Below are 23,300 nucleotides of genomic sequence, written 5' to 3' on the forward strand. Positions count from 1 at the left end.
GGGGTCCTTACAGGGGCTCCTGCGCGAGAGGGAATCGGCTCCTGAGGGCGGCGAGCAGGGCGCGGTGGCGTTCGATCCAGTCGGGCGGTGCCGCGATCGGCACGGTGACATGGATCTGGGAAGCGGTGACGTCGTGGACGCTCACTTCCGTGCATTCGCTTTCGCTGAGATCGGCGGGGGTGAGGGTGAGGCGCGGTGACCGGCCGCTCTCCAGCCAGCTCGCGGTGCGCCCGGACGCGACCGAATCCAGCACCTCGGTCCAGCTGTCGAGGTCGTAGGCGTTGAGATAGAGATCGATACGCCCGTTCACGAACGCGCTGGAGACGCCGATCTCGGCGATCAGGGTGTCGTCCTGTTCACCCCCGGAGAAGTTCTCCGCCCGAAGGACGCGCACGGTGACGCTCTGGTCCTCGTCCGACAGGGAAACCAGGTCGATCGGTGGGGAATCGGACACTGCGGTGTCTCCTTCCGTCGCGGGGACTTCGTCGGGTCAGGAACTGTACAGCGAGGACGGGGAGGTGCACGGGCGCGGGGTGGGAGGGGCGGGGTGAGGGGTGGCGCGGGCCTGTCGCCCGGCCGGTCGTTCGCGCGGACGTGGTGGTGCACGGGTATTGACGCGCCGTTCGACCAGACCTTAGCGTCCGCCCATCCCTAATGTTTCGGCACTGACTTCGAAACATTCGAGAACGAACGACGACGGAATGAGACTCCCCGCATGAGATCCATTCGTTTCGCCACCGTGGCCCTCGCCACCGCCGCCCTGACCCTGCCGCTCATGACGGGCTCGGCCGCCGCCGACCCGTCGGCCGGCAAGAAGCCCGCGCCGCACTCCCACGCCGCGTCCGACCGGCTGCGCTCGGCCGCTCCCGAGGGCTTCGTCGTGGGGACCGCCGTGGCAGGCGGCGGTCACCACCTGGAACAGGACTACCCGGACCCCTTCACGCACGACAGGGAGTACCGGAAGATCCTGGGGCGCCAGTTCAGCTCGGTCTCCCCCGAGAACCAGATGAAGTGGGACTACATCCACCCCGAGCGGGACCGCTACGACTTCGCGCAGGCCGACGCGATCGTCGAGTTCGCCAAGCGCAACAAGCAGGTCGTGCGCGGCCACACCCTGCTGTGGCACAGCCAGAACCCGGCGTGGCTGGAGGAGGGCGACTTCTCGAAGGAGGAGCTGCGCACCATCCTGCGCGAGCACGTCACCACCGTCGTCGGCCGCTACGCCGGCAGGATCCAGCAGTGGGACGTCGCCAACGAGATCTTCGACGACCAGGGCAACCTGCGCACCCAGGACAACATCTGGATCCGCGAGCTGGGTCCGGGCATCGTCGCGGACGTCTTCCGGTGGGTCCACCGGATCGACCCGAAGGCGAAGCTGTTCTTCAACGACTACAACGTCGAGGGCGTCAACGCCAAGAGCGACGCCTACTACGCCCTCGTACAGGACCTGCTCGAGCAGGGCGTGCCCGTGCACGGCTTCTCCGTCCAGGGCCACCTGAGCACGCGGTACGGCTTCCCGGGCGACCTGGAGGACAACCTGCGCCGGTTCGACGCGCTCGGCCTGGAGACGGCCGTCACCGAGCTGGACGTCCGCATGGACGTCCCCGAGGGCGGTGTGCCCACCGAGGCGCAGGAGCGGCAGCAGGCCGACTACTACCAGCGGACGCTCGAGGCGTGCCTGGCCGTCGACGGCTGCAACTCGTTCACCATCTGGGGCTTCACCGACAAGTACTCGTGGGTGCCGGTGTTCTTCGAGGGCGAGGGCTTCGCGAACGTCATGACCGACGACTACGCCCGCAAGCCCGCCTTCTACGCCCTGCGGGACACGCTGAAGGAGGCCGCCCGGGAGGACGACTGCGAGAAGCACGGGAAGCACCACAAGCACGGCAAGGGCTGAGAACGCCCGGCGGGGCCGCCCCCGACCGGGGCGGCCCCGCAGTCCTGCTCCGCGAGGGCTCAGGCCTTGCGGGCCACCGCCACGTACGCCCCACTGTGGACGCCCTCCTGGCCAGGGACCGGCTCCCCGAGCTCCGGGTGCCACTCCTCGGCCGCCACGATGCCGGGGTCGACGACCTCCAGCCCTTCGAAGAACCGGGCGAACCGGTCCCGGCTGCGCATGTCCATGGTGAGCCCGCCCGCCCGGTACAGGTCGATCACCTTCCTCGACGCCTCCTCCGGGTGGAAGTCGGGCGTGAGGTGCGACATGACCAGGTAGCTGCCCGGCGCCAGCGCCTCCTTGAGCTGCTCCACCAGCTCGTACGCCCCGTCCTCGTCGCCGATGAAGTGCAGCAGCGCGATCAGGGAGAGCGCGACCGGCCGCTCGAAGTCCAGCGTCCTGCGGGCGCGCTCGACGATGGCGGCGGTGTCACGGGCGTCCGCCTGCACGTAGTCGACGGCCCCCTCGGGAGTGCCCCGCAGCAGCGCCTCGGCGTGGACCAGGACGATCGGGTCGTTGTCGCAGTACACGATCCGCGCGTCGGCGGCGACCTCCTGGGCCACCTGGTGCAGGTTCGGCTCCGTCGGGATGCCCGTCCCGATGTCGAGGAACTGGCGCACGCCCTGGTCGGCCGTCCAGCGGGTGGCACGGTGCATGAACGCCCTGTTCATCCGCGCCATGACCGGAATGGGCGGCGCGAACGCCACGAGCTGCCTGCCCAGCTCCTCGTCCACCGGGTAGTTGTCCTTGCCGCCGAGGAACCAGTCGTACATCCGCGCGGGATGCGGCTTGTTGGTGTCGATCCGTACCGGAGCGCCCATGGCGGAGTCCTGCTGGTCCACGTCGATTCCCCTTGTTCCGCGCGGCAGTTGACCTTTTCCGGTCGTGATCGCCACGATAGCCGGGCCTTGACCGGCGCGATGCGCCGGAGGTGACCTGGGCGACGTGGACGCGTTCGCCGCGTACGACGATCTGATGGGCGAACATCCCGCCGCGCACGGTGATGTCGCCGCCCTGCGGGGCGCCCTCTTCGTGCGCGCGGCCGTGCGGGCGGCTTCTCCTCGGCGCCGAAGGCGTACTCCCGGGTCCGGCTCAAGCGGGGACTGCCTTCATGGCCTCGTCCAGGACCGCGGTCAGCTCCCGCAGGGCTTCTCGGGCGGTCGCCGCGTCCTCGTGCTCCAGGCCGCTCCTGGCGCGGGCGTGACGGGCGGCGAGGTCGGGGCGGCGGGCGATCTCGACGTCCCGCGCCCAGGTCAGGACCCAGCTTCGTACGGGGCGGCTGGGGTACTGAGGCGCGAACATCGTGGTGTTCCCTCTCCGCTCAGTGAGTGGGTGAAGCGGTCGTGCGGCAGGCGGGGCAGCGGGTTTCGGTTTCGGGGGCGCGGAAGGCGTGGTCGCAGCCGTCGCAGTTGCGCAGCGGGTGGCGGACCGGGGGCGGGGTGGCCGGTGCGCGGAACGGAGGTGGGGGTGGGAGTCGGGCGGTCAGGCGGTGGGCGAGGAGGGCCGCGGGGCGGTGCAGGGGTTCGCCGGGGAGGTCGTTGGTGAGGGCGTGGCGTACGGCGGTGGGGGTGACCTCGCGTTCCAGCCAGGCGGCGACTCCGGGGGCCAGGTGCTCGGTGTCGGTGGCGGAGAGCAGGAGGCGGGGGTCGTGGCGGCGCAGGCCGGTGAGGAGGTCGGTGGCCTGCTGGAGGAGGGCCGGGGTGGTGCAGCCGGGTCGGGGGACGGTGGGGAGGGCCTTGCGGGGGCGGGGCTGGGGTGTGCGCTCCCTGGACGGTCCGGGTTGCGGGGCGGGGCAGTCGGTGGGGGCTGCCTGGCGTCGGTGACCGGGCTGGTTGCAGGAGGTGGTGCGGGTGATGATGCGGCCGGCAGGGGTGCGGACGCGTTCGCGGCGGAGGTAGCCGTGGGTCTCCAGTTCGCGCAGGGCGGCGGCGATGCAGGTGGTGCCTTCTTTGAAGCGGGCGGCCAGGCTCTTGATGTCCACGGGGGCGCCGGTGGGCAGGGACTGGATGTGGCAGGCGAGGCCGATGGCGACCAGGGACAGTTCGGGGTGCTGGGTGAGGTGGTTGCCGATCACCACGAAGCGGGTGGTGTGGCGGGTGTTCTCGTGGATGACGCCGCCGGTGTGGTGACGCGGCCGGGTCGGTTTGCCGGCGGGGGCTGACCGGGGGCGCGGGGGCGCGCTAGGGTTTTGGGTATCCATCGGGAAGGTCCGTTCTTCCTGGGTGGTCAGGCCCTCGCACCGGGATGCCAGTCCCGGCGGGGGCCGAAGTCTTTTCGGCTGTGTGCGCTGAGCGTAGAGGCGTTGGGGGTCCGAAAATCCAGCTGAGCCGGTGATGTTCACCCGCCCGAGTGATCACGCTCCTCGGGCGGGAAAGGGTGGGGCTTGGTGGGGTTTCTTTCCCCTCATGTCCTTGCTTGGTAAGGCGCCGACGGCACCGGAGCTTCAGATCCCGGGTTCCGGTGATGCAAGGCGCAGTTCGGCCCAGACGGTCTTGCGCGGGAAGCGGTCCTCGGTCACGCCCCAGCGGTCCGCGAGCGCCTCCACGAGAAGCAGGCCGCGGCCCGACTCGGTGTCGGGGGAGGGCGGCTGGAGCTCGGGCAGGCGTTCACCGCGCGTGTCGGTGACCTCGATACGGAGCGTGTGGTCCACCACGTAGAAATCAAGACGGAAGTCCCGGCCCGGAACGCGACCGTGGGTGACGGCGTTGGCCGCCAGTTCGGCCACGACGTGGCGCGCGGCGTCCGAGTCGTATCCCCAGCTGCGGAGTTGGGCGTCCGCGAGGAGGCGGGCGAGGCGGGCACTGCGCGGGGTGGCGGACAGCAGCACACTGAAGTGGGGGAAGGAACTGGTCGGTTGAGCCGTGATGCCGGCGGTTTCCTGATGCACGGCATTCAGAGTGATGACTCGCATCCGTCGCCATGCGTGATTAAGGAGGCGCGTACCGTCACTGTCGGTGATGTGTCCGAGGTTGTCGGCATTGTCGGCGCGGGGGAGCGAAGAGGGCTCGGTGCCTGCACCGAGCCCTCTGTCCGACTGCCGCTCAGCGGCTGGAGAAGCCGGCTTCGCTGCCCGGGCTCACCGCTTGGGAACCTGGATGCTGACATACCAGCGAACGGACTCCTCCGTCACCACGGTGAAGTGGAGCTTGCGCGGCGAGTTCAGATTCATCTGATTCGCGTTTTTCTCCACCTCCACACCGGAACACCCCAGGGAGAACCCTCCGATGCCTTCGAGGGAGATCTCCAGATCAACCGGCTTCGAACGTGAAATGCAGTTCACCTTGATCCAGGATTCCCCCTTCGGTAGTTCTATCGTGCCGAATTGCCGGACACCGCGATGAGGGCCTTCGGAGAGGATTTCCTCGTATCCGGCGTCCACCTCGGGGGCGGTCAGCGGCTCCTGGGGAGGTGGCGCGACGGTTGACTGGGACGGTTTCGGGTCCGGAACGTTGGGCTTGTCCGAGCTGTCCTCGCCCGTGCAGGAGGTCAGCAACCCGCACAGGACGGCTGCCGTGACGAAGGCCGCACGACTGGATCGCATCAGGAACTCGTTTCCCAGTACTTGAACTCGACGGTCTTGTTGGCGACGTCAGCCTCCCCGTACGAAATCTGGGTCTTCTTGCAGTCGGGCAGCTGGTAGTACTTCTGCCACTTGACGTGGTGACCCCATGAGCCGAACTGCGCGTTGCCGTACTTGTTGCGGCTGATGTCGCGCCGGTACTGGTGCTGCGTCTCCCAGGACACTTCCTTGACCGACTCGCGGCTCACCTCGGCCTTCGCCTCGGCCACGATGCCGCTGACGGAGACTCCTCCGCCGGCCGTGATCTTGGTCGCCACGGATCCCGACTTCACCCGTGTCAGAACCATGGTCCCCCCGGGGCCGTCCTTGTAGATCGGTCCCTTGCCCAGGTGCTTCCTCGACTGGGCATAGATGTCGGTCTTCCATCCTCCGTCGCAGACATCCAACGGCGCGGGTTCCGGAGAATCCGCGAAGGCGACTCCCGGAGTCGTGACGGTAATGGCGCATATGGCAACAACTGCGAATGCAGTGCGCTTCATCTTTTCCCCCAGGTCGGACTTGCATGTGGCCGGGGACTGGTCAAATCGCCCGGCTTATCGGTCGTGATCAAATCATGCCTTGATCCGTATCGGGGGGTTATCTGTTCATCCCGTTGCCCACTCGTTACCGCTTGATTTTCTTTTGAGCTTTCGTAAAAGGGGCGTCGATGGCCCCATTTTCCTTGGTTCGGGGGAAGCGATTAAATTCAATTTTGAAGCAGCCTGGGGGTGCTGCCCCTCTGGGATTTCGGTGGCCCGGGAGGGGGTCGACCATGAGTGCTCAGTGTGGCGTGGTGCGTAAAAGTATGAATTATGCGTTTCTCTCACTGGTGGCCCTGTCGCGATCTAGCGTGAGTGGTGGCGGATCTCCCTGCGTGTGGTGACTGTCCGCTGGTTGTCCGGTGCTGTCCGGGCTGTCGGGGCGGTTGGTACGGGTAGGGCGCCGCGGTACGGCGCGGGACGACGGAGGGTGCGGCATGTTGGTGGACGGTGAGGCGGTACGGCTCAAGGGGGAGGCGGACGAGCCGGGGTGGGAGGTGGACCCGGACGACGAGTGGGGCGTCGCCGTCATCACCACGGTGGGGCGGCAGTTGAAGCTGCGGCGCGAGGCGGCGGGGATGCGGGCCGGCCAGTTCGGGGCGGCGATCGGGTACGGGGAGGACCTCGTCTACAAGGTCGAGGGCGGGAAGCGGATCCCTCAGCGGGAGTATCTGGACAGGGCCGACGAGGTGTTGGGGGCGGGTGGGTTGCTCTCGGCGGCTTGGGAGGACGTGAAGAAGGTCCGGTATCCGAAGAGCGTGCGGGCGCTGGCGGAGCTGGAGGCCAGGGCGGTCGAGCTTGGGGTGTACGTCGGGCTCAGCATCCATGGGTTGTTGCAGACGCCGGAGCATGCGCGAGCCCTGTTCGACGCATGGCAGCCGCCGTACTCGGAGGAGGAGGCTGAGAGCCTGGTCGCTGCTCGCATGGCCCGAAAGTCGATCTTTGAGCGATCTCCTGCTCCGGCTCTCAGCTTCGTCCTGGAAGAGGCCACGCTGCGTCGGCGCGTTGGGGGCACAATGGTGTGGCGACAGCAGCTCGAACACCTGCTGGAGACAGGGCGTTTGCGCAATGTCACGTTGCAGGTGATGCCTACCAACGCGGGGGCTCACCCTGGGTTGGACGGCAGGATTGAAGTGCTGAAGTTCACCGACGGTACAGCGGCAGGCCGTTCCGACGGTGCGTTCAGCGGTCGGCCGACCTTCGATCCGAAGCAGCTGCGAATCCTTGAGCTGCGGTATGGGACTATCCGGGCGCAGGCTCTCACCCCTCGTGAGTCGCTGGCCTTCATCGAGCAAGTGCTGGGAGAGACATGATCCGCAAGGCTTCTGCCGGGGACACCTCTGAACTGCTCTGGTTCAAGAGCAGTTACAGCGACGGCCCCGATGGCAACTCCTGTGTAGAGATCGCGATAGCGCCCCGCACTGTCCACGTTCGCGACTCCAAGAACGCGGCAGGGCCTCGGCTCGCGCTCACGCCGGGTGCGTGGTCGAACTTCGTGACGTACGCGTCGGAGCGCTGACACTCCAATCAACGGCACGCGCCCCGAAAGCCTTCACCTGCTCCACGTCAATGACCCCGGCCAACGAAAGCCCGGAGGGCGATCCGGGTGATGCCGGAGGTCGTGGTGACGCGGCCGGTCAAGGACGCGTGGGCCCGGCGGCCCGCCTCACCGGATGCCCTCGGCGACCTCGTCGAGGACGAGGTTCCACTGCGACCGGTCGTCCTCGAAGGGGAGGGGGTCGAAGGCCTCGATCCGCGCGCGCAACCGGTCGACCTGCCCGTCGATGCCGGCGTCGTCCCGTGCGTGCTCCTCGAACCTCTTGAGGAGGAGCAGGGCGTAGGCGAGGGACTCGACGTCACGGTGGAGTTGCGTGTACGAGTCCAGGGGTTCGCCCTCGCCGAACGCGTACACCTTCCCGCTCCCGGGGTCGAGGGCGATGAGGGAGGCGGCGAAGTGGGCGAGGACCAGCCAGGACCCGCACTCCCCGGGCAGGGGCCCGTCCTCGGGCCCGAACCACTCGGCCAGGCGGATCGACTCCTCCTGGCCGACGCCGGCCCTCGACTTGAAGTACTCGTCGTCCGGAAGGCCGACCCCGCCGAGGAAGTCCGCCGTCCGTACGTCGAGGCGGCTGCCCGGTTCCTCGTGGCGGGGGAAGTACACGACACCTGTGAGACCGAACGCGCTGAGGAGTTCGTCCGCGGAGACCGTGAAACTCATGAGGGCCCTCGTGCTTCGTCGCGGGAGGACGCCGAGGGGATCCGGCACCCCGGAAGGACGTGGGGACCCGGCTCCTCCGGAGGCGCGCCCCCGCCCCCGATCGTATACAGGGAGTGAGACGCCGTGGCGTCCTGTGTCCGTGCACGAGGTCTCAGATAGCGGACAATCGGTCGAGCTTCTTGCCGTTTCGGTTTACACAGGGGTAACACTGGAAAGCTGGCCGCTTCGGGTGACCACCCCCGACCGGCCGCTGTCCTGCGCGCGGCAACGGCGCCGAGCGCCCATCACCGGTTTCCATACCGGTGTCAGCCGCGCCAGAAAGGGACCCCGTGACCTCACGACCCGACCCCAAGACCTCGCTCGACCTGCTCCGCGCCGAGGTCGAGCGCCGTAACCCGGCGGAGCCCGAGTTCCACCAGGCCGCACGCGAGGTGCTGGAGACCCTCGCCCCGGTGCTCGAGGCGCGTCCCGAGTACGCCGAGCCGGGACTCGTCGCACGGCTGGTCGAGCCGGAGCGGCAGATCATGTTCCGGGTGCCGTGGCAGGACGACCAGGGCCGGGTCCACGTCAACCGGGGCTTCCGGATCGAATACAACAGCGCCCTCGGCCCCTACAAGGGCGGCCTGCGCTTCCACCCCTCCGTGAACCTCGGGATCATCAAGTTCCTGGGCTTCGAGCAGATCTTCAAGAACGCCCTGACCGGTCTCGGCATCGGCGGCGGCAAGGGCGGCAGCGACTTCGACCCGCAGGGCCGCAGCGACGCGGAGGTCATGCGCTTCTGCCAGTCCTTCATGACCGAGCTGTACCGGCACATCGGTGAGTACACCGACATCCCGGCCGGTGACATCGGCGTGGGCGCCCGCGAGATCGGCTACCTCTTCGGCCAGTACCGGCGGATCACCAACCGCTGGGAGGGCGGCGTGCTCACCGGCAAGAGCGCCGGCTGGGGCGGCTCGCTGATCCGTCCGGAGGCGACCGGATACGGCAACGTGCTGTTCGCGGAGGCCATGCTGCGCGCCCGCGGCGAGGACCTGGAGGGACAGACCGCGGTCGTCTCCGGCTCCGGCAACGTCGCGATCTACACCATCCAGAAGCTGGCCGCCCTCGGCGCCAACCCGGTCACCTGCTCCGACTCCAGCGGCTACGTCGTCGACGAGAAGGGCATCGACCTGGAGCTGCTGCGCCAGATCAAGGAGGTCGAGCGCGGCCGGGTGAGCGACTACGCGGAGCGCCGGGGCGCCTCCGCGCGGTTCGTGCCCGACGGGCGGGTCTGGGAGGTCCCGGCGGACGTCGCCCTGCCGTCGGCGACCCAGAACGAGCTGAACGCCGTCGACGCCGACGCCCTCATCCGCAACGGCGTGAAGGCGGTCTCCGAGGGCGCGAACATGCCGACCACGCCGGAGGCCGTGCAGCTGTTCCAGCGGGCCGGCGTAGCCTTCGGCCCCGGCAAGGCGGCCAACGCGGGCGGGGTCGCGGTCAGCGCGCTGGAGATGACGCAGAACGCGTCGCGCACCTCGTGGAAGGCCGACCAGGTCGAGAACGAGCTGGCCCGCATCATGACCGACATCCACACCACCTGCGCCGAGACCGCCGAGCGCTACGGCGCCCCCGGCGACTACGTGACCGGCGCGAACATCGCCGGCTTCGAGCGGGTGGCGGACGCGATGCTCGCGCAGGGCGTCATCTGACGCACCCGCGTCACGCCGTCAGGGTGTGGGGATGCCGGCCGGACGGGCCGGGCGTCCGAAGCGGGCGGGGACGCCCGGTGAGTACAGCACGCTCACCGGCTCCCCGGCCGGCCTCGGCAGCCCGGCCGCGGTGACCAGGTCCTCCTCGCACTCCACCAGCTCGGCCCGGTGCAGGGGCCAGCGCGGATGGGCGTTGGGCAGGTACGTCGACCGTCCGAAGAAGGCGCCGTGCATGCCCCAGCGGGCGGTGAGGAAGTGCTCCAGCTCGGTCGGTTCCTCGATCGGCTCGCCCCTGCGCACGGTGATGCGTCCGCCGGCGCCCCGCGGCCCGGGCCAGCGCCGGCTGCTGGTGTACGTCACCGTGCCGCCGTCGAGGTGCTCCACGCGCATCCGGGACCAGACGTACGGCATCCGGAACCCGAGGCGGGCGACCGCCACCGGGATCAGCCGGGAGGCGTCCAGGGAGAGGAAGACCACCCCGCGCCGCCCGTGCGCGTCCACCGAGTACAGGCGGACGTTGGTCTCCGGGAAGTTCCCCAGGTACGGGACGCCCGGCAGGCGCAGCCATCCCACCTTGTGCATCCGGAACGCGACGAGACCGACGTACGTGACCCCGTCCAGCGTGTCGGGCACGGTGCCCGGCGGCAGCAGGGGGGCCACGTCGGCCGGGTCCACCGCCCAGTGCACGAAGGTCAGGTCCAGCCACGACTGGGTGAGCAGCGGACGCGCGATCGCCTCCGGCGGGTCGGGCGTGATGGGCTGCGGGAGCGGGGGTGTCGACGGCACCGCGCCAGTATCGCGGAGGGCTCGGACAGCCGCGCGCCACGACGGGCGACCACGGCGGACGCCACGGTGTACCCCACATGGCCCTGGCGGCCGCGGGACGCCTCGGGAAGGCTCGGAGCCATGCAGAAGCTCTCCCTCGACGCCCTCGCCCGCGAACACCTGGGACGCGCCGCCGCCTCCTCCCACGGCCGCAGCGCCACCACCCTCCACGGCGGCCACGAGCACACCCTGCGCCAGACCCTCCTCGCGCTGACCGCCGGCACCGCCCTCGCCGACCACGACGGCCCCGGCGAGGCCACCCTCCTGGTCCTGCGCGGCCGCGTCCGCCTCACCAGCGGCGACACCGACCGGGAAGGGCGCACGGGCGACCTGATCGTCATCCCTCCCGCCCGGCACGGCCTGGAGGCCCTGGAGGACGCGGCGGTACTGCTCACGGTCGCCAAGCAGGGCTGAGCGCGGCGCCGTCGCGGCCGGCCGCGACGGCGCCGCGGAGCCGCACACGGACACGGCCCCGCGTCCCTTCAGGGCGCTGCCGGCCTGCTCAGGCCTCCGCCCGCACCCTCCGGTCCCGGCTCCTGCGCCTTTCCCAGACCGGCAGGTCGTCCGTGGCGACGGGGCGCGTCACCAGGTACCCGGCGACGACCGCGGCCACTGCGGCCGCCGGCAGCGGCAGATAGCCCGTGAGGTGGCTCGCCGTGCCCGTCAGGGCCGGCAGCGCGCAGGCGGCCACGGCGGTGTAGAGAAGGACCAGCAGCAGACGGACGGCCGGCGACGTCCCGCACAGGCCGCTCCAGTCGCGGACCGTGACGGACGGGTCCGTCGACTGCTCCGACGCCGCTCCGCTCTCCCGCAGGAGGGCGAGGTCCGCCGGCTGGGCGGTGCAGCGGAAGGCCCGGCCGTCGGGGGCGACGAAGGCGCAGGGGACGGGCTTGCTCCCACGTACCGAACGCCAGCGGTTCGCCCACATCAGCCAGCCGCCCGAAGTTCCGAACTCCGCCGCCAGGGCGGCCATGTCGACATCCCGCACGTACAGCCGGAGCGTGCCGCCCTCACCGGACGCGTGCAGCTCGCGGCGTACCACCACCCGCGTGGTGCCGGCGCGGGCGCCGACGGTCGTGTGCTCGTCCCGGACCGCGGTGAGGGCCTCCACCCGGAACGCCTTCACCCGGCCCGCCGCCGCGTCCTCGGCCAGCACCCGGTGGGGCCCGAAGCGCCCGAAGCGCCCATTGAGGTGCGCCAGGGTCGCCAAGGCCGCGAAGGCGGTCAGGAGCCCGGGAACGGGGGAGAGCGGGGGCCGCCAGGTCTGGACGTACGCCATGAGGTCGGTGCTGGCGTCCGCCCAGCCACCCAGTTCGGGACGGCCGGGGACGTGCAGCACCTTGACCTTCCTCCACCCGGAAGGGGTGCTCACGACGATGCCGCGGTCCACGGACAGCCGGGTGCCGTCGGACAGTTCGGCGGTGAAGGACGCGTACCAGTAGCTGCTGGACTTCTGTCCGGCGCTTCCACCGATCGCCTGCTCCCGGGACGTCACGTCCGTGATCCTGCCGGTGGAGACGGTCGCGCCCGCGTCCTGGAGCGCGGCGAGGGCGCGTGCCTGGCGGCCGTCCGGCTGCCAGGCCAGCAGCAGCGCCGACACCAGCGCGTACCCGGCGAGGGCGTATGACAGGCCGCGGGCCAGGGAGGCCAGCGGCGGGCGCGGCAGCCGGGCTGGCAGGCGGGGAGCACCGTCCGCGGGCCGGCCCTCCGGGGGCGCCGGGACGAACCGCGGGGCCCGCCAGGTCGCCGCCACCCAGCCCAGCCCGCACAGCAGCGCCGCGCCCAGCGCGGCGAGGACGTCCCAGCGGGGAGTCGGAGCGCCGTAACGCAACCACGGCAGCAGCGCCGCGACCGCGGCGCACACCAGCGCAGCCCCACCCCATGCACGTGTTCCCGTCGTGGATCTTCGCATGAAGGCATGTAACCGTACGAGTGTTCGTGAACGGAGCCGTTCCGCGAGAGTCGAGGCGTCCGTCGGCGGGGCAACGGCAACCGGGCACCGGCGACCTGGGCATCGTCTCCGGGCGGGACCTGCACTACGCGGACCGGGAACCGGTGGATCCGGTCCCCAGCCGGGCCCGGACGGTCTTGGTGCGGCAGCAGCCGGAGTGAGGGGGCGGTCCGCCCTGCTCGGACCGCGCCGCGTGCTGCGAATCGGTGAGATCACCCGACGGGAGAATGATCCGGTACCCGAAGGGTCTGAGGGTTTCCTGACGCTTCCCCGGAGCAAGGGGCCGGGGCACGAGCGCTCCCGCGTTTGATCCCCGTCACTTCCGGGGTAATCTCTTCCGCTCGATTGGCCAGCCCCGGTCCCCGTGTGGCAGACTGTCCGAGTTGCTCGGTCGAGCGTTGATGCTGCGCGCCTCCCGCCGGGAGGACCGGAAGCGAGTCCCACAGTACTCGTCGTCCCACGTATTACATCGAAAGGTGTAGGGGCGGACGTACGGGAATCTTCCGGGAAGCGTTGCGCGGCGCCGGCCAGGCGCCCGGTGGGCCTTTCGCCCCCGGTCCGCGGTTCTGGTAGGGCCGTGTCAATCCCGCAGGGATGTTCGAAACAAGGGACATTCATGTCGGCGGGAGTGCGACACACCCGACCGCGTGGGTCGGAGGACGAGCCCTGGGACATCGGGTTCCGGAGCGTAAAGAGAGACAGGACTACGAAGTAGCCATGGCGGGACAGAAGATCCGCATCCGGCTCAAGGCCTACGACCACGAGGTCATCGACTCCTCGGCGAAGAAGATCGTCGAGACGGTGACTCGCACTGGTGCGTCGGTCGCGGGCCCGGTGCCGCTGCCCACTGAGAAGAACGTGTACTGCGTCATCAAGTCGCCGCACAAGTACAAGGACTCGCGCGAGCACTTCGAGATGCGCACGCACAAGCGCCTGATCGACATCCTCGACCCGACCCCCAAGACCGTTGACTCTCTGATGCGACTCGACCTCCCGGCCGGTGTCGACATCGAGATCAAGCTCTGAGGCCGGTGATCTGAAGAGATGGCAAAGCAGATCAAGGGCATCCTGGGCGAGAAGCTCGGCATGACGCAGGTGTGGGACGAGAACAACCGTGTTGTTCCGGTCACCGTCGTCAAGGCCGGCCCCAACGTCGTCACCCAGGTCCGTACGAACGACGTCGACGGCTACGAGTCGGTCCAGATCGCCTTCGGCGAGATCGACCCGCGCAAGGTGAACAAGCCCCTCAAGGGCCACTTCGCCAAGGCCGACGTCACCCCCCGTCGTCACCTCGTCGAGATCCGCACGTCGGACGCCTCCGAGTACACGCTGGGCCAGGAAGTCACCGCCGAGGTGTTCGAGTCCGGCGTGAAGGTCGACGTGACCGGCAAGAGCAAGGGCAAGGGCTTCGCCGGTGTCATGAAGCGTCACAACTTCAAGGGCCTCGGCGCCGGACACGGCACCCAGCGCAAGCACCGCTCGCCCGGTTCCATCGGTGGCTGCGCCACCCCGGGCCGTGTGTTCAAGGGCCTCCGCATGGCGGGTCGCATGGGCAACGAGCGGGTCACCACCCAGAACCTGACCGTCCACGCCGTTGACGCGGAGAAGGGTCTGCTGCTCATCAAGGGCGCGGTTCCCGGTCCGAACGGCGGCCTCGTCCTGGTCCGCACCGCGGCCAAGGGGGCCTGAGGTAACCGATGAGCACTGTTGACATCCTTTCGCCGGCGGGCGACAAGGCCGGTACCGTCGAGCTCCCCGCGGAGATCTTCGGCGTTGAGAAGGTCAGCATCCCGCTGATCCACCAGGTCGTCGTCGCGCAGCTGGCCGCTGCCCGCCAGGGCACCCACAAGACCAAGACCCGCGGTGAAGTCCGTGGTGGCGGCAAGAAGCCGTACCGCCAGAAGGGCACCGGCCGCGCCCGTCAGGGTTCGACCCGCGCACCGCAGTTCGCCGGTGGTGGCGTCGTGCACGGTCCCGTGCCGCGCGACTACTCCCAGCGCACCCCCAAGAAGATGAAGGCTGCCGCCCTGCGTCACGCCCTCACCGACCGGGCGCGCCACAACCGCATTCACGTCGTCTCCGGCGTGATCGAGGGCGAGACCCCCTCCACGAAGGCCGCCAAGTCGCTGTTCGGCAAGATCTCGGAGCGCAAGAACCTGCTCCTGGTCGTCGACCGCGCCGACGAGGCCGCGTGGCTGTCCGCCCGCAACCTGCCCCAGGTCCACATCCTGGAGCCGGGCCAGCTGAACACGTACGACGTTCTCGTCTCGGACGACGTGGTCTTCACCAAGGCCGCTTTCGAGTCCTTCGTCGCCGGCCCGAACAAGGCCAACGACAACGAAGGGAGCGAGGTCTGATGGCTGCCCGTCACCCCTCGATCGCCTCGAAGGCCGCCAAGGCGGCCAAGGCCGCTCGCGTCGCCAAGGCGCGCCGCCACGAGGCCGAAGGCAAGAACACCGTCGTCACCCCGGCGAGCAAGGCGTTCACGGACCCCCGTGACGTCCTGCTGAAGCCGGTCGTGTCCGAGAAGAGCTACGCGCTCATCGACGAGAACAAGTACACGTTCATCGTCGCGCCGGGCTCCAACAAGACCCAGATCAAGGAGGCCGTCCAGGCGGTCTTCGAGGTCAAGGTCACCGGGGTCAACACGATCAACCGCATCGGCAAGCGCAAGCGCACCCGCACCGGCTTCGGCCAGCGCGCGGCGACCAAGCGCGCGATCGTGACCCTCGCCGAGGGCGACCGTATCGACATCTTCGGCGGTCCGACCGCGTAAGCGGTCAGGATCGTTCGATATCGGACGAGGACTGAGAAATGGGTATCCGCAAGTACAAGCCGACGACTCCGGGCCGTCGTGGCTCCAGCGTCGCCGACTTCGTCGAGGTCACGCGGTCCACGCCGGAGAAGTCGCTGGTCCGTCCCCTGCACAGCAAGGGCGGCCGTAACAATTCCGGTCGTGTGACCGTCCGCCACCAGGGCGGTGGCCACAAGCGCGCCTACCGCGTGATCGACTTCCGTCGTCACGACAAGGACGGCGTGCCGGCGAAGGTCGCGCACATCGAGTACGACCCCAACCGCACCGCGCGCATCGCGCTGCTGCACTACGCCGACGGCGAGAAGCGCTACATCCTCGCCCCGCGCAACCTGCAGCAGGGCGACCGCGTCGAGAACGGTCCCGGGGCCGACATCAAGCCGGGCAACAACCTGGCCCTCCGCAACATCCCGGTCGGTACCACGATCCACGCGATCGAGCTCCGTCCCGGTGGCGGCGCCAAGTTCGCCCGCTCCGCCGGCGCCTCCGTGCAGCTGCTCGCGAAGGAGGGCTCGATGGCCCACCTCCGCATGCCGTCCGGAGAGATCCGCCTGGTCGACCAGCGCTGCCGCGCCACGGTCGGCGAGGTCGGCAACGCCGAGCAGTCGAACATCAACTGGGGCAAGGCCGGCCGTAAGCGGTGGCTGGGCGTCCGCCCGACCGTCCGTGGTGTCGTCATGAACCCGGTCGACCACCCGCACGGTGGTGGTGAGGGCCGGACCTCCGGTGGCCGCCACCCCGTGTCCCCGTGGGGCAAGAAGGAAGGCCGTACTCGTTCGCCCAAGAAGGCGTCGAACAAGTACATCGTCCGCCGCCGCAAGACGAACAAGAAGCGCTAAGGACGGGTTGAGATGCCTCGTAGCTTGAAGAAGGGACCCTTCGTCGACGACCACCTGATGAAGAAGGTGGACGTCCAGAACGAAGCCGGTACCAAGAACGTCATCAAGACCTGGTCCCGCCGCTCGATGATCGTCCCGGCGATGCTGGGCCACACGATCGCGGTGCACAACGGCAAGACCCACATCCCGGTGTTTGTCACCGAGTCCATGGTCGGCCACAAGCTCGGCGAGTTCTCGCCGACGCGCACCTTCCGGGGTCACGTCAAGGACGACCGGAAGTCGAAGCGCCGCTAGTCAGCGGGGTGATGACCATGACAAACACTGAAGGGACAACCATGGAAGCCAGGGCCCAGGCGCGGTACATCCGCGTCACGCCCATGAAGGCCCGCCGCGTGGTGGACCTCATCCGTGGCATGGACGCCACGGAGGCTCAGGCGGTCCTGCGTTTCGCCCCGCAGGCCGCGAGCGTGCCGGTCGGCAAGGTGCTGGACAGCGCCATCGCCAACGCCGCGCACAACTACGACCACACCGATGTCGACAGCCTCTTCATCTCCGAGGCCTACGTCGACGAGGGCCCGACCCTGAAGCGGTTCCGTCCGCGTGCCCAGGGCCGCGCCTACCGGATCCGCAAGCGGACCAGCCACATCACCGTGGTCGTCAGCAGCAAGGAAGGAACCCGGTAATGGGCCAGAAGGTTAACCCGCATGGGTTCCGGCTCGGTGTCACGACCGACTTCAAGTCGCGTTGGTACGCCGACAAGCTGTACAAGGACTACGTCAAGGAAGACGTCGCCATCCGTCGGATGATGACGTCCGGCATGGAGCGCGCCGGCATCTCCAAGGTCGAGATCGAGCGCACCCGTGACCGCGTGCGGGTGGACATCCACACCGCTCGTCCGGGCATCGTCATCGGCCGCCGCGGCGCCGAGGCCGACCGCATCCGCGGCGACCTCGAGAAGCTCACCGGCAAGCAGGTCCAGCTGAACATCCTCGAGGTCAAGAACCCCGAGACGGACGCTCAGCTCGTGGCCCAGGCCGTCGCCGAGCAGCTCTCCTCCCGCGTCTCCTTCCGCCGCGCCATGCGCAAGAGCATGCAGTCGGCGATGAAGGCGGGCGCCAAGGGCATCAAGATCCAGTGCGGTGGCCGCCTCGGCGGCGCCGAGATGTCCCGCTCGGAGTTCTACCGCGAGGGCCGTGTGCCCCTGCACACCCTCCGCGCGAACGTGGACTACGGCTTCTTCGAGGCCAAGACGACCTTCGGCCGCATCGGCGTGAAGGTCTGGATCTACAAGGGCGACGTCAAGAACATCGCCGAGGTCCGCGCCGAGAACGCCGCCGCCCGTGCCGGCAACCGCCCGGCCCGTGGTGGCGCTGACCGCCCGGCCCGTGGTGGCCGCGGTGGCGAGCGTGGCGGTCGCGGCCGCAAGCCGCAGCAGGCTCCCGCTGCCGAGGCCCCCAAGGCCGAGGCTCCGGCTGCCGCTCCGGCTGAGAGCACCGGAACGGAGGCCTGACCGACATGCTGATCCCCCGTAGGGTCAAGCACCGCAAGCAGCACCACCCGAAGCGCCGCGGTATGGCCAAGGGCGGTACGACGGTCGCGTTCGGCGAGTACGGCATCCAGGCCCTCACGCCGGCGTACGTGACCAACCGCCAGATCGAGGCCGCCCGTATCGCGATGACCCGCCACATCAAGCGTGGCGGCAAGGTCTGGATCAACATCTACCCGGACCGCCCGCTCACGAAGAAGCCGGCCGAGACCCGCATGGGTTCCGGTAAGGGTTCGCCGGAGTGGTGGATCGCGAACGTGCACCCGGGCCGGGTCATGTTCGAGCTGTCCTACCCCAACGAGAAGATCGCCCGTGAGGCGCTGACCCGTGCGGCCCACAAGCTGCCGATGAAGTGCCGGATCGTCAAGCGCGAGGCAGGTGAAGCGTGATGTCGGCCGGTACCAAGGCGTCCGAGCTGCGCGAGCTGGGCAACGAGGAGCTTCTCGCGAAGCTCCGCGAGGCCAAGGAAGAGCTGTTCAACCTCCGTTTCCAGGCGGCGACCGGTCAGCTCGAGAACCACGGTCGGCTGAAGGCCGTCCGTAAGGACATCGCGCGGATCTACACCCTGATGCGCGAGCGCGAGCTGGGCATCGAAACGGTGGAGAACGCATGAGCGAGAACAACGTGACTGAGACGAACACCGAGGCTCGGGGCGACCGCAAGACCCGTGAGGGCATCGTCGTCAGCGACAAGATGGACAAGACCGTCGTCGTCGCCGTCGAGGACCGCAAGAAGCACGCGCTGTACGGCAAGGTCATCCGCAGCACGAGCAAGCTCAAGGCCCACGACGAGCAGAACGCCGCCGGCGTCGGCGACCGCGTCCTCCTGATGGAGACCCGGCCGCTGTCCGCGACGAAGCACTGGCGCATCGTCGAGATCCTCGAGAAGGCCAAGTAGGTAATTCCCGCAAGGGAATTCCCAAAAGTACGTTCCTGCTAGGCATCCCTCGCAGGACAGTTCCGCCAGGCTCCGGGGGGCCGTTCAGCCGAACGGCCCCCCGGGGAACCGGCAGACAAACAGGAGATAGACGTGATCCAGCAGGAGTCGCGACTGCGCGTCGCCGACAACACGGGGGCGAAGGAAATCCTTTGCATCCGTGTGCTCGGTGGCTCCGGTCGCCGCTACGCGGGCATCGGTGACGTCATCGTCGCCACCGTCAAGGACGCGATCCCCGGTGGCAACGTGAAGAAGGGTGACGTCGTCAAGGCGGTCATCGTTCGCACCGTCAAGGAGCGCCGCCGTCCGGACGGCTCGTACATCCGCTTCGACGAGAACGCCGCCGTCATTCTGAAGAACGACGGCGACCCTCGCGGCACCCGTATCTTCGGCCCGGTCGGCCGTGAGCTGCGCGAGAAGAAGTTCATGAAGATCATCTCGCTCGCGCCGGAGGTGCTGTAAGCATGAAGATCAAGAAGGGTGATCTGGTTCAGGTCATCACCGGCAAGGACAAGGGCAAGCAGGGCAAGGTCATTGCCGCTTACCCGCGGGAGGACCGCGTCCTGGTCGAGGGTGTCAACCGGGTCAAGAAGCACACCAAGGCCGGCCCGACCGCCAGCGGTTCGCAGGCCGGCGGCATCGTGACCACCGAGGCCCCGGTCCACGTCTCCAACGTCCAGCTGGTCGTGGAGAAGGACGGCAAGAAGGTCGTCACGCGCGTCGGTTACCGCTTCGACGACGAAGGCAACAAGATCCGCGTTGCCAAGCGGACGGGTGAGGACATCTGATGACGACCACCACCAGCCCGCGTCTGAAGACGAAGTACCGCGAGGAGATCGCGGGCAAGCTGCGTGAGCAGTTCTCCTACGAGAACGTCATGCAGGTTCCCGGCCTCGTCAAGATCGTGGTCAACATGGGTGTGGGCGACGCCGCCCGCGACTCCAAGCTGATCGAGGGCGCCATCCGCGACCTCACCACGATCACCGGTCAGAAGCCGGCCGTCACCAAGGCCCGCAAGTCCATCGCGCAGTTCAAGCTGCGCGAGGGCCAGCCGATCGGCGCCCACGTCACGCTCCGCGGCGACCGCATGTGGGAGTTCCTGGACCGCACCCTGTCGCTCGCGCTGCCGCGCATCCGCGACTTCCGCGGCCTGTCCCCCAAGCAGTTCGACGGCCGTGGCAACTACACCTTCGGTCTCACGGAGCAGGTCATGTTCCACGAGATCGACCAGGACAAGATCGACCGTGTCCGGGGTATGGACATCACCGTGGTCACCACGGCGACCAACGACGAAGAGGGCCGTGCCCTTCTCCGTCACCTCGGCTTCCCGTTCAAGGAGGCGTGAGCGAGATGGCGAAGAAGGCTCTCATCGCGAAGGCTGCTCGCAAGCCCAAGTTCGGAGTGCGCGGCTACACCCGCTGCCAGCGCTGCGGCCGTCCGCACTCCGTGTACCGCAAGTTCGGCCTGTGCCGCGTGTGCCTTCGTGAGATGGCTCACCGTGGCGAGCTGCCGGGCGTGACCAAGAGCTCCTGGTAATCCGGGTAATTCCGGATCCCCAGGACTCTCGGTAAGCAAGGGGAACGGCGGGAGGCCCGCTCCGCATGGCTTAGGCTTGCGGGGTTGGGCACCTGCCGTGCCCCAGACGACTTACTACGCCGTAGGTCCACCGCGCCGCACCCGTCCCGTCTCGGATCGGGGAGAGGGATGGCGCACCAGGAAACCCCGGCGAGAGAGGCCGAAGGCCAATTCATGACCATGACTGATCCGATCGCAGACATGCTCACGCGTCTGCGGAACGCGAACTCGGCGTACCACGACTCCGTGGTGATGCCGCACTCGAAGATCAAGTCGCACATCGCGGAGATCCTCCAGCAGGAGGGCTTCATCACCGGCTGGAAGACCGAGGACGCCGAGGTCGGCAAGAACCTCGTCCTCGAGCTGAAGTTCGGGCCGAACCGTGAGCGCTCCATCGCGGGCATCAAGCGGATCTCCAAGCCCGGTCTCCGGGTGTACGCGAAGTCCACCAACCTGCCGAAGGTGCTGGGCGGCCTCGGCGTGGCGATCATCTCCACGTCGCACGGGCTCCTCACCGACAAGCAGGCCGGCAAGAAGGGCGTGGGTGGGGAAGTCCTCGCCTACGTCTGGTAGCGGAAGGGAACGGAGGAAACAGCTATGTCGCGCATCGGCAAGCTCCCCATCGCGGTTCCCGCCGGCGTGGACGTCACCATCGACGGCCGTACGGTCTCGGTCAAGGGCCCCAAGGGCACGCTGACCCACACCGTCGTGGCGCCGATCGAGATCGTCAAGGGCGAGGACGGCGTGCTGAACGTCACCCGCCCCAACGACGAGCGTCAGAACAAGGCCCTGCACGGCCTGTCCCGCACGCTGGTGGCGAACATGATCACCGGCGTGACCCAGGGTTACGTGAAGAAGCTCGAGATCAGCGGTGTCGGTTACCGCGTTGTCGCCAAGGGTTCGAACCTGGAGTTCTCCCTCGGCTACAGCCACCCGATCACGGTCGAGGCGCCCGAGGGCATCACCTTCAAGGTCGAGGCCCCGACCCGTTTCTCGGTCGAGGGCATCGACAAGCAGAAGGTCGGCGAGGTTGCGGCCAACATCCGCAAGCTGCGCAAGCCCGACCCGTACAAGGCCAAGGGCGTCAAGTACGAGGGCGAAGTCATCCGCCGCAAGGTCGGAAAGGCGGGTAAGTAAGCCATGGCATACGGGCAGAAGATCCTCAAGGGCGACGCCTACAAGCGTGCTGCTATCAAGCGTCGTCACATCCGGATCCGCAAGAAGGTCGCCGGCACCGCCGAGCGTCCTCGCCTGGTCGTGACCCGTTCCAACCGCCACATCGTGGCGCAGGTGATCGACGACCTGAAGGGCCACACCCTGGCGTCGGCGTCCACCCTGGACGCGTCGGTCCGTGGTGGCGAGGGCGACAAGTCCGCGCAGGCCAAGCAGGTCGGCGCCCTGGTCGCCGAGCGCGCCAAGGCCGCCGGTGTCGAGGCCGTCGTGTTCGACCGTGGTGGCAACCAGTACGCCGGGCGCATCGCCGCCCTGGCGGACGCCGCCCGCGAAGCCGGACTGAAGTTCTGAGCCGGTTCCGTAGCTAGCGGAAACAGAGAGAGGTAATTCCAATGGCTGGACCCCAGCGCCGCGGTGGCGGTGCCGGTGGCGGCGAGCGGCGGGACCGGAAGGGCCGTGACGGCGGCGCAGCTGCCGCCGAGAAGACCGCGTACGTTGAGCGCGTCGTCGCGATCAACCGCGTCGCCAAGGTTGTGAAGGGTGGTCGTCGCTTCAGCTTCACCGCGCTGGTCGTGGTGGGCGACGGTGACGGCACCGTGGGTGTCGGATACGGCAAGGCCAAGGAGGTGCCGGCCGCCATCGCCAAGGGCGTTGAGGAGGCCAAGAAGCACTTCTTCAAGGTCCCCCGCATCCAGGGCACCATCCCGCACCCCATCCAGGGTGAGAAGGCTGCCGGCGTCGTGCTGCTCAAGCCCGCGTCGCCCGGTACCGGTGTGATCGCCGGTGGTCCGGTGCGCGCCGTGCTCGAGTGCGCCGGTATCCACGACGTGCTGTCGAAGTCGCTCGGCTCCGACAACCAGATCAACATCGTGCACGCGACCGTGGCGGCCCTCAAGGGCCTGCAGCGTCCCGAGGAGATCGCGGCCCGCCGTGGTCTGCCGCTCGAGGACGTCGCCCCCGCGGCTCTTCTCCGTGCGCGTGCCGGGGCGGGTGTGTGATCATGGCGCAGCTCAAGATCACGCAGGTCAAGTCCTACATCGGCAGCAAGCAGAACCACCGTGACACCCTGCGCTCCCTTGGTCTCAAGGGCATCAACACGCAGGTCGTCAAGGAGGACCGCCCCGAGTTCCGCGGCATGGTGCACACCGTCCGCCACCTCGTGACGGTCGAGGAGGTCGACTGATCATGGCGGAGCAGAACCCGCTCAAGATCCACAACCTCCGTCCCGCCCCGGGCGCCAAGACCGCCAAGACCCGTGTGGGTCGTGGTGAGGCGTCGAAGGGTAAGACGGCCGGTCGTGGTACGAAGGGCACCAAGGCCCGCTACCAGGTTCCGGAGCGCTTCGAGGGTGGCCAGATGCCGCTCCACATGCGTCTCCCGAAGCTGAAGGGCTTCAAGAACCCGTTCAAGACCGAGTACCAGGTCGTGAACCTCGACAAGCTGGCCGCGCTCTACCCCGAGGGTGGCGAGGTCACCGTCGAGGGTCTCGTGGCCAAGGGTGCCGTGCGCAAGAACAGCCTCGTCAAGGTCCTCGGCCAGGGCGAGATCTCCGTGGCGCTGCAGGTGACGGTCGACGCCGTCTCCGGCTCCGCCAAGGAGAAGATCACCGCCGCCGGCGGTACCGTCACCGAGCTCGTCTGACCCTTTCAGGTGGCTCGATGACGTAGAACGATCCCGACCGGGGATACCCCACATTTGGGGTA

General features: G+C 68.5%; 35 protein-coding genes and 1 pseudogene. 26 read left to right on the top strand and 10 right to left on the bottom strand.

The features are described 5' to 3' along the window. Nucleotides 1–7: 7 nt before the first annotated feature. Nucleotides 8–454 (bottom strand): DUF5959 family protein, encoded by a 447-nt coding sequence (locus ACZ8ZB_RS20210; RefSeq protein WP_470739089.1) that lies wholly within the window; start codon nucleotides 452–454, stop codon nucleotides 8–10. Between the two features lie 261 nt (nucleotides 455–715). Here ACZ8ZB_RS20210 and ACZ8ZB_RS20215 point away from each other — a divergent pair, with 261 nt between their 5' ends. Further along, nucleotides 716–1,897, top strand: a complete 1,182-nt coding sequence (locus ACZ8ZB_RS20215; protein WP_470739090.1) for an endo-1,4-beta-xylanase — start codon at nucleotides 716–718, stop codon at nucleotides 1,895–1,897. A gap of 59 nt (nucleotides 1,898–1,956) precedes the next feature. Here ACZ8ZB_RS20215 and ACZ8ZB_RS20220 read toward each other — a convergent pair whose 3' ends face one another. The 6 genes and pseudogenes from ACZ8ZB_RS20220 to ACZ8ZB_RS20245 form a co-directional block, all read right to left on the bottom strand. Then, complete coding sequence (locus ACZ8ZB_RS20220; protein WP_470739091.1) at nucleotides 1,957–2,778, bottom strand: SAM-dependent methyltransferase; 822 nt, start codon at nucleotides 2,776–2,778, stop codon at nucleotides 1,957–1,959. Nucleotides 2,779–3,028: 250 nt separating this feature from the next. Beyond that, nucleotides 3,029–3,211, bottom strand: a pseudogene (locus ACZ8ZB_RS20225) (hypothetical protein); the annotation flags it as partial. Nucleotides 3,212–3,257: 46 nt separating this feature from the next. Beyond that, nucleotides 3,258–4,136: a helix-turn-helix domain-containing protein gene (locus ACZ8ZB_RS20230; protein ID WP_470739092.1), complete on the bottom strand. Its 879-nt coding sequence runs from the start codon at nucleotides 4,134–4,136 to the stop codon at nucleotides 3,258–3,260. 243 nt (nucleotides 4,137–4,379) lie between these two features. Beyond that, complete coding sequence (locus ACZ8ZB_RS20235; protein WP_470741536.1) at nucleotides 4,380–4,832, bottom strand: ATP-binding protein; 453 nt, start codon at nucleotides 4,830–4,832, stop codon at nucleotides 4,380–4,382. A gap of 180 nt (nucleotides 4,833–5,012) precedes the next feature. Continuing rightward, nucleotides 5,013–5,477, bottom strand: coding sequence for a hypothetical protein (locus ACZ8ZB_RS20240; RefSeq protein ID WP_470739093.1), 465 nt, complete (start codon nucleotides 5,475–5,477; stop codon nucleotides 5,013–5,015). Next, nucleotides 5,477–5,773 (bottom strand): hypothetical protein, encoded by a 297-nt coding sequence (locus ACZ8ZB_RS20245; RefSeq protein WP_470739094.1) that lies wholly within the window; start codon nucleotides 5,771–5,773, stop codon nucleotides 5,477–5,479. Before ACZ8ZB_RS20245 ends, ACZ8ZB_RS20240 begins: the two co-directional genes overlap by 1 nt. Before the next feature lie 698 nt (nucleotides 5,774–6,471). On the opposite strand from ACZ8ZB_RS20245, the gene ACZ8ZB_RS20250 reads away from it, so the two are divergent. Both ACZ8ZB_RS20250 and ACZ8ZB_RS20255 read left to right on the top strand, forming a co-directional pair. Next, nucleotides 6,472–7,347, top strand: a complete 876-nt coding sequence (locus tag ACZ8ZB_RS20250) for a helix-turn-helix domain-containing protein (protein ID WP_470739095.1) — start codon at nucleotides 6,472–6,474, stop codon at nucleotides 7,345–7,347. Further along, entirely contained in the window at nucleotides 7,344–7,553 is a 210-nt protein-coding gene (locus ACZ8ZB_RS20255; RefSeq protein WP_470739096.1) for a DUF397 domain-containing protein, read from the top strand. Before ACZ8ZB_RS20250 ends, ACZ8ZB_RS20255 begins: the two co-directional genes overlap by 4 nt. Nucleotides 7,554–7,700: 147 nt before the next feature. Here ACZ8ZB_RS20255 and ACZ8ZB_RS20260 read toward each other — a convergent pair whose 3' ends face one another. Then, on the bottom strand, nucleotides 7,701–8,252 hold the full coding sequence (locus tag ACZ8ZB_RS20260; protein ID WP_470739097.1) for an SUKH-4 family immunity protein: 552 nt from the start codon (nucleotides 8,250–8,252) through the stop codon (nucleotides 7,701–7,703). Nucleotides 8,253–8,581: 329 nt separating this feature from the next. Here ACZ8ZB_RS20260 and gdhA point away from each other — a divergent pair, with 329 nt between their 5' ends. Continuing rightward, the gene (gdhA, locus tag ACZ8ZB_RS20265) at nucleotides 8,582–9,940 is read left to right on the top strand and encodes an NADP-specific glutamate dehydrogenase (RefSeq protein ID WP_470739098.1); all 1,359 of its coding nucleotides are present in this window, start codon (nucleotides 8,582–8,584) and stop codon (nucleotides 9,938–9,940) included. Between the two features lie 18 nt (nucleotides 9,941–9,958). Here gdhA and ACZ8ZB_RS20270 read toward each other — a convergent pair whose 3' ends face one another. After that, nucleotides 9,959–10,726: a YqjF family protein gene (locus ACZ8ZB_RS20270; protein ID WP_470739099.1), complete on the bottom strand. Its 768-nt coding sequence runs from the start codon at nucleotides 10,724–10,726 to the stop codon at nucleotides 9,959–9,961. Between the two features lie 120 nt (nucleotides 10,727–10,846). On the opposite strand from ACZ8ZB_RS20270, the gene ACZ8ZB_RS20275 reads away from it, so the two are divergent. Then, nucleotides 10,847–11,179, top strand: a complete 333-nt coding sequence (locus tag ACZ8ZB_RS20275; protein ID WP_470739100.1) for a cupin domain-containing protein — start codon at nucleotides 10,847–10,849, stop codon at nucleotides 11,177–11,179. 88 nt (nucleotides 11,180–11,267) lie between these two features. Here ACZ8ZB_RS20275 and ACZ8ZB_RS20280 read toward each other — a convergent pair whose 3' ends face one another. Continuing rightward, a complete protein-coding gene (locus ACZ8ZB_RS20280; protein WP_470739101.1) occupies nucleotides 11,268–12,629 on the bottom strand; it encodes a hypothetical protein in 1,362 nt (453 codons plus the stop codon). Between the two features lie 804 nt (nucleotides 12,630–13,433). On the opposite strand from ACZ8ZB_RS20280, the gene rpsJ reads away from it, so the two are divergent. The 21 genes from rpsJ (at nucleotide 13,434) to rplO (ending at nucleotide 23,238) form a co-directional block, all read left to right on the top strand. Next, a complete protein-coding gene (gene rpsJ / locus ACZ8ZB_RS20285) occupies nucleotides 13,434–13,742 on the top strand; it encodes a 30S ribosomal protein S10 (RefSeq protein WP_003948644.1) in 309 nt (102 codons plus the stop codon). Nucleotides 13,743–13,760: 18 nt separating this feature from the next. Further along, nucleotides 13,761–14,405 carry a 50S ribosomal protein L3 gene (gene rplC, locus ACZ8ZB_RS20290; protein ID WP_004927290.1) on the top strand — a complete coding sequence of 215 codons (645 nt, stop codon included), beginning with the start codon at nucleotides 13,761–13,763 and terminating at the stop codon, nucleotides 14,403–14,405. Nucleotides 14,406–14,413: 8 nt separating this feature from the next. Continuing rightward, nucleotides 14,414–15,073 (top strand): 50S ribosomal protein L4, encoded by a 660-nt coding sequence (rplD, locus tag ACZ8ZB_RS20295; protein WP_470739102.1) that lies wholly within the window; start codon nucleotides 14,414–14,416, stop codon nucleotides 15,071–15,073. Next, nucleotides 15,073–15,492: a 50S ribosomal protein L23 gene (rplW, locus tag ACZ8ZB_RS20300; RefSeq protein ID WP_470739103.1), complete on the top strand. Its 420-nt coding sequence runs from the start codon at nucleotides 15,073–15,075 to the stop codon at nucleotides 15,490–15,492. Before rplD ends, rplW begins: the two co-directional genes overlap by 1 nt. Nucleotides 15,493–15,530: 38 nt before the next feature. Beyond that, a complete protein-coding gene (gene rplB, locus ACZ8ZB_RS20305; RefSeq protein ID WP_004927281.1) occupies nucleotides 15,531–16,367 on the top strand; it encodes a 50S ribosomal protein L2 in 837 nt (278 codons plus the stop codon). Between the two features lie 12 nt (nucleotides 16,368–16,379). After that, on the top strand, nucleotides 16,380–16,661 hold the full coding sequence (gene rpsS, locus ACZ8ZB_RS20310; RefSeq protein ID WP_108954814.1) for a 30S ribosomal protein S19: 282 nt from the start codon (nucleotides 16,380–16,382) through the stop codon (nucleotides 16,659–16,661). A 41-nt stretch (nucleotides 16,662–16,702) separates the two neighbouring features. Next, nucleotides 16,703–17,050 (top strand): 50S ribosomal protein L22, encoded by a 348-nt coding sequence (rplV, locus tag ACZ8ZB_RS20315; RefSeq protein ID WP_006130776.1) that lies wholly within the window; start codon nucleotides 16,703–16,705, stop codon nucleotides 17,048–17,050. Then, nucleotides 17,050–17,877: a 30S ribosomal protein S3 gene (gene rpsC / locus ACZ8ZB_RS20320; protein ID WP_004927271.1), complete on the top strand. Its 828-nt coding sequence runs from the start codon at nucleotides 17,050–17,052 to the stop codon at nucleotides 17,875–17,877. Before rplV ends, rpsC begins: the two co-directional genes overlap by 1 nt. A gap of 5 nt (nucleotides 17,878–17,882) precedes the next feature. Then, nucleotides 17,883–18,302 (top strand): 50S ribosomal protein L16, encoded by a 420-nt coding sequence (rplP, locus tag ACZ8ZB_RS20325; RefSeq protein ID WP_007443989.1) that lies wholly within the window; start codon nucleotides 17,883–17,885, stop codon nucleotides 18,300–18,302. Next, entirely contained in the window at nucleotides 18,302–18,526 is a 225-nt protein-coding gene (gene rpmC, locus ACZ8ZB_RS20330) for a 50S ribosomal protein L29 (protein WP_007494763.1), read from the top strand. The genes rplP and rpmC overlap by 1 nt, the downstream gene beginning before the upstream one ends. Next, on the top strand, nucleotides 18,523–18,810 hold the full coding sequence (rpsQ, locus tag ACZ8ZB_RS20335) for a 30S ribosomal protein S17 (protein ID WP_004927263.1): 288 nt from the start codon (nucleotides 18,523–18,525) through the stop codon (nucleotides 18,808–18,810). Before rpmC ends, rpsQ begins: the two co-directional genes overlap by 4 nt. A 132-nt stretch (nucleotides 18,811–18,942) precedes the next feature. Next, nucleotides 18,943–19,311, top strand: coding sequence for a 50S ribosomal protein L14 (rplN, locus tag ACZ8ZB_RS20340; RefSeq protein ID WP_003998823.1), 369 nt, complete (start codon nucleotides 18,943–18,945; stop codon nucleotides 19,309–19,311). 2 nt (nucleotides 19,312–19,313) lie between these two features. Then, a complete protein-coding gene (gene rplX / locus ACZ8ZB_RS20345) occupies nucleotides 19,314–19,637 on the top strand; it encodes a 50S ribosomal protein L24 (protein ID WP_389012230.1) in 324 nt (107 codons plus the stop codon). Further along, nucleotides 19,637–20,194, top strand: coding sequence for a 50S ribosomal protein L5 (gene rplE, locus ACZ8ZB_RS20350; protein WP_470739104.1), 558 nt, complete (start codon nucleotides 19,637–19,639; stop codon nucleotides 20,192–20,194). The genes rplX and rplE overlap by 1 nt, the downstream gene beginning before the upstream one ends. A 5-nt stretch (nucleotides 20,195–20,199) precedes the next feature. Further along, on the top strand, nucleotides 20,200–20,385 hold the full coding sequence (locus ACZ8ZB_RS20355; protein WP_003948630.1) for a type Z 30S ribosomal protein S14: 186 nt from the start codon (nucleotides 20,200–20,202) through the stop codon (nucleotides 20,383–20,385). A gap of 213 nt (nucleotides 20,386–20,598) precedes the next feature. After that, nucleotides 20,599–20,997 carry a 30S ribosomal protein S8 gene (rpsH, locus tag ACZ8ZB_RS20360; RefSeq protein ID WP_470739105.1) on the top strand — a complete coding sequence of 133 codons (399 nt, stop codon included), beginning with the start codon at nucleotides 20,599–20,601 and terminating at the stop codon, nucleotides 20,995–20,997. Nucleotides 20,998–21,021: 24 nt separating this feature from the next. Continuing rightward, the gene (rplF, locus tag ACZ8ZB_RS20365) at nucleotides 21,022–21,561 is read left to right on the top strand and encodes a 50S ribosomal protein L6 (RefSeq protein WP_371235513.1); all 540 of its coding nucleotides are present in this window, start codon (nucleotides 21,022–21,024) and stop codon (nucleotides 21,559–21,561) included. Between the two features lie 3 nt (nucleotides 21,562–21,564). After that, nucleotides 21,565–21,948, top strand: a complete 384-nt coding sequence (gene rplR / locus ACZ8ZB_RS20370) for a 50S ribosomal protein L18 (RefSeq protein ID WP_004927235.1) — start codon at nucleotides 21,565–21,567, stop codon at nucleotides 21,946–21,948. A 41-nt stretch (nucleotides 21,949–21,989) separates the two neighbouring features. Continuing rightward, complete coding sequence (rpsE, locus tag ACZ8ZB_RS20375) at nucleotides 21,990–22,595, top strand: 30S ribosomal protein S5 (RefSeq protein ID WP_030831667.1); 606 nt, start codon at nucleotides 21,990–21,992, stop codon at nucleotides 22,593–22,595. 2 nt (nucleotides 22,596–22,597) lie between these two features. Further along, on the top strand, nucleotides 22,598–22,780 hold the full coding sequence (gene rpmD, locus ACZ8ZB_RS20380) for a 50S ribosomal protein L30 (RefSeq protein WP_003974250.1): 183 nt from the start codon (nucleotides 22,598–22,600) through the stop codon (nucleotides 22,778–22,780). A gap of 2 nt (nucleotides 22,781–22,782) precedes the next feature. Then, complete coding sequence (gene rplO / locus ACZ8ZB_RS20385; RefSeq protein WP_014674382.1) at nucleotides 22,783–23,238, top strand: 50S ribosomal protein L15; 456 nt, start codon at nucleotides 22,783–22,785, stop codon at nucleotides 23,236–23,238. Nucleotides 23,239–23,300 lie beyond the last annotated feature (62 nt).

This window comes from Streptomyces sp. 12E, assembly GCF_055633275.1.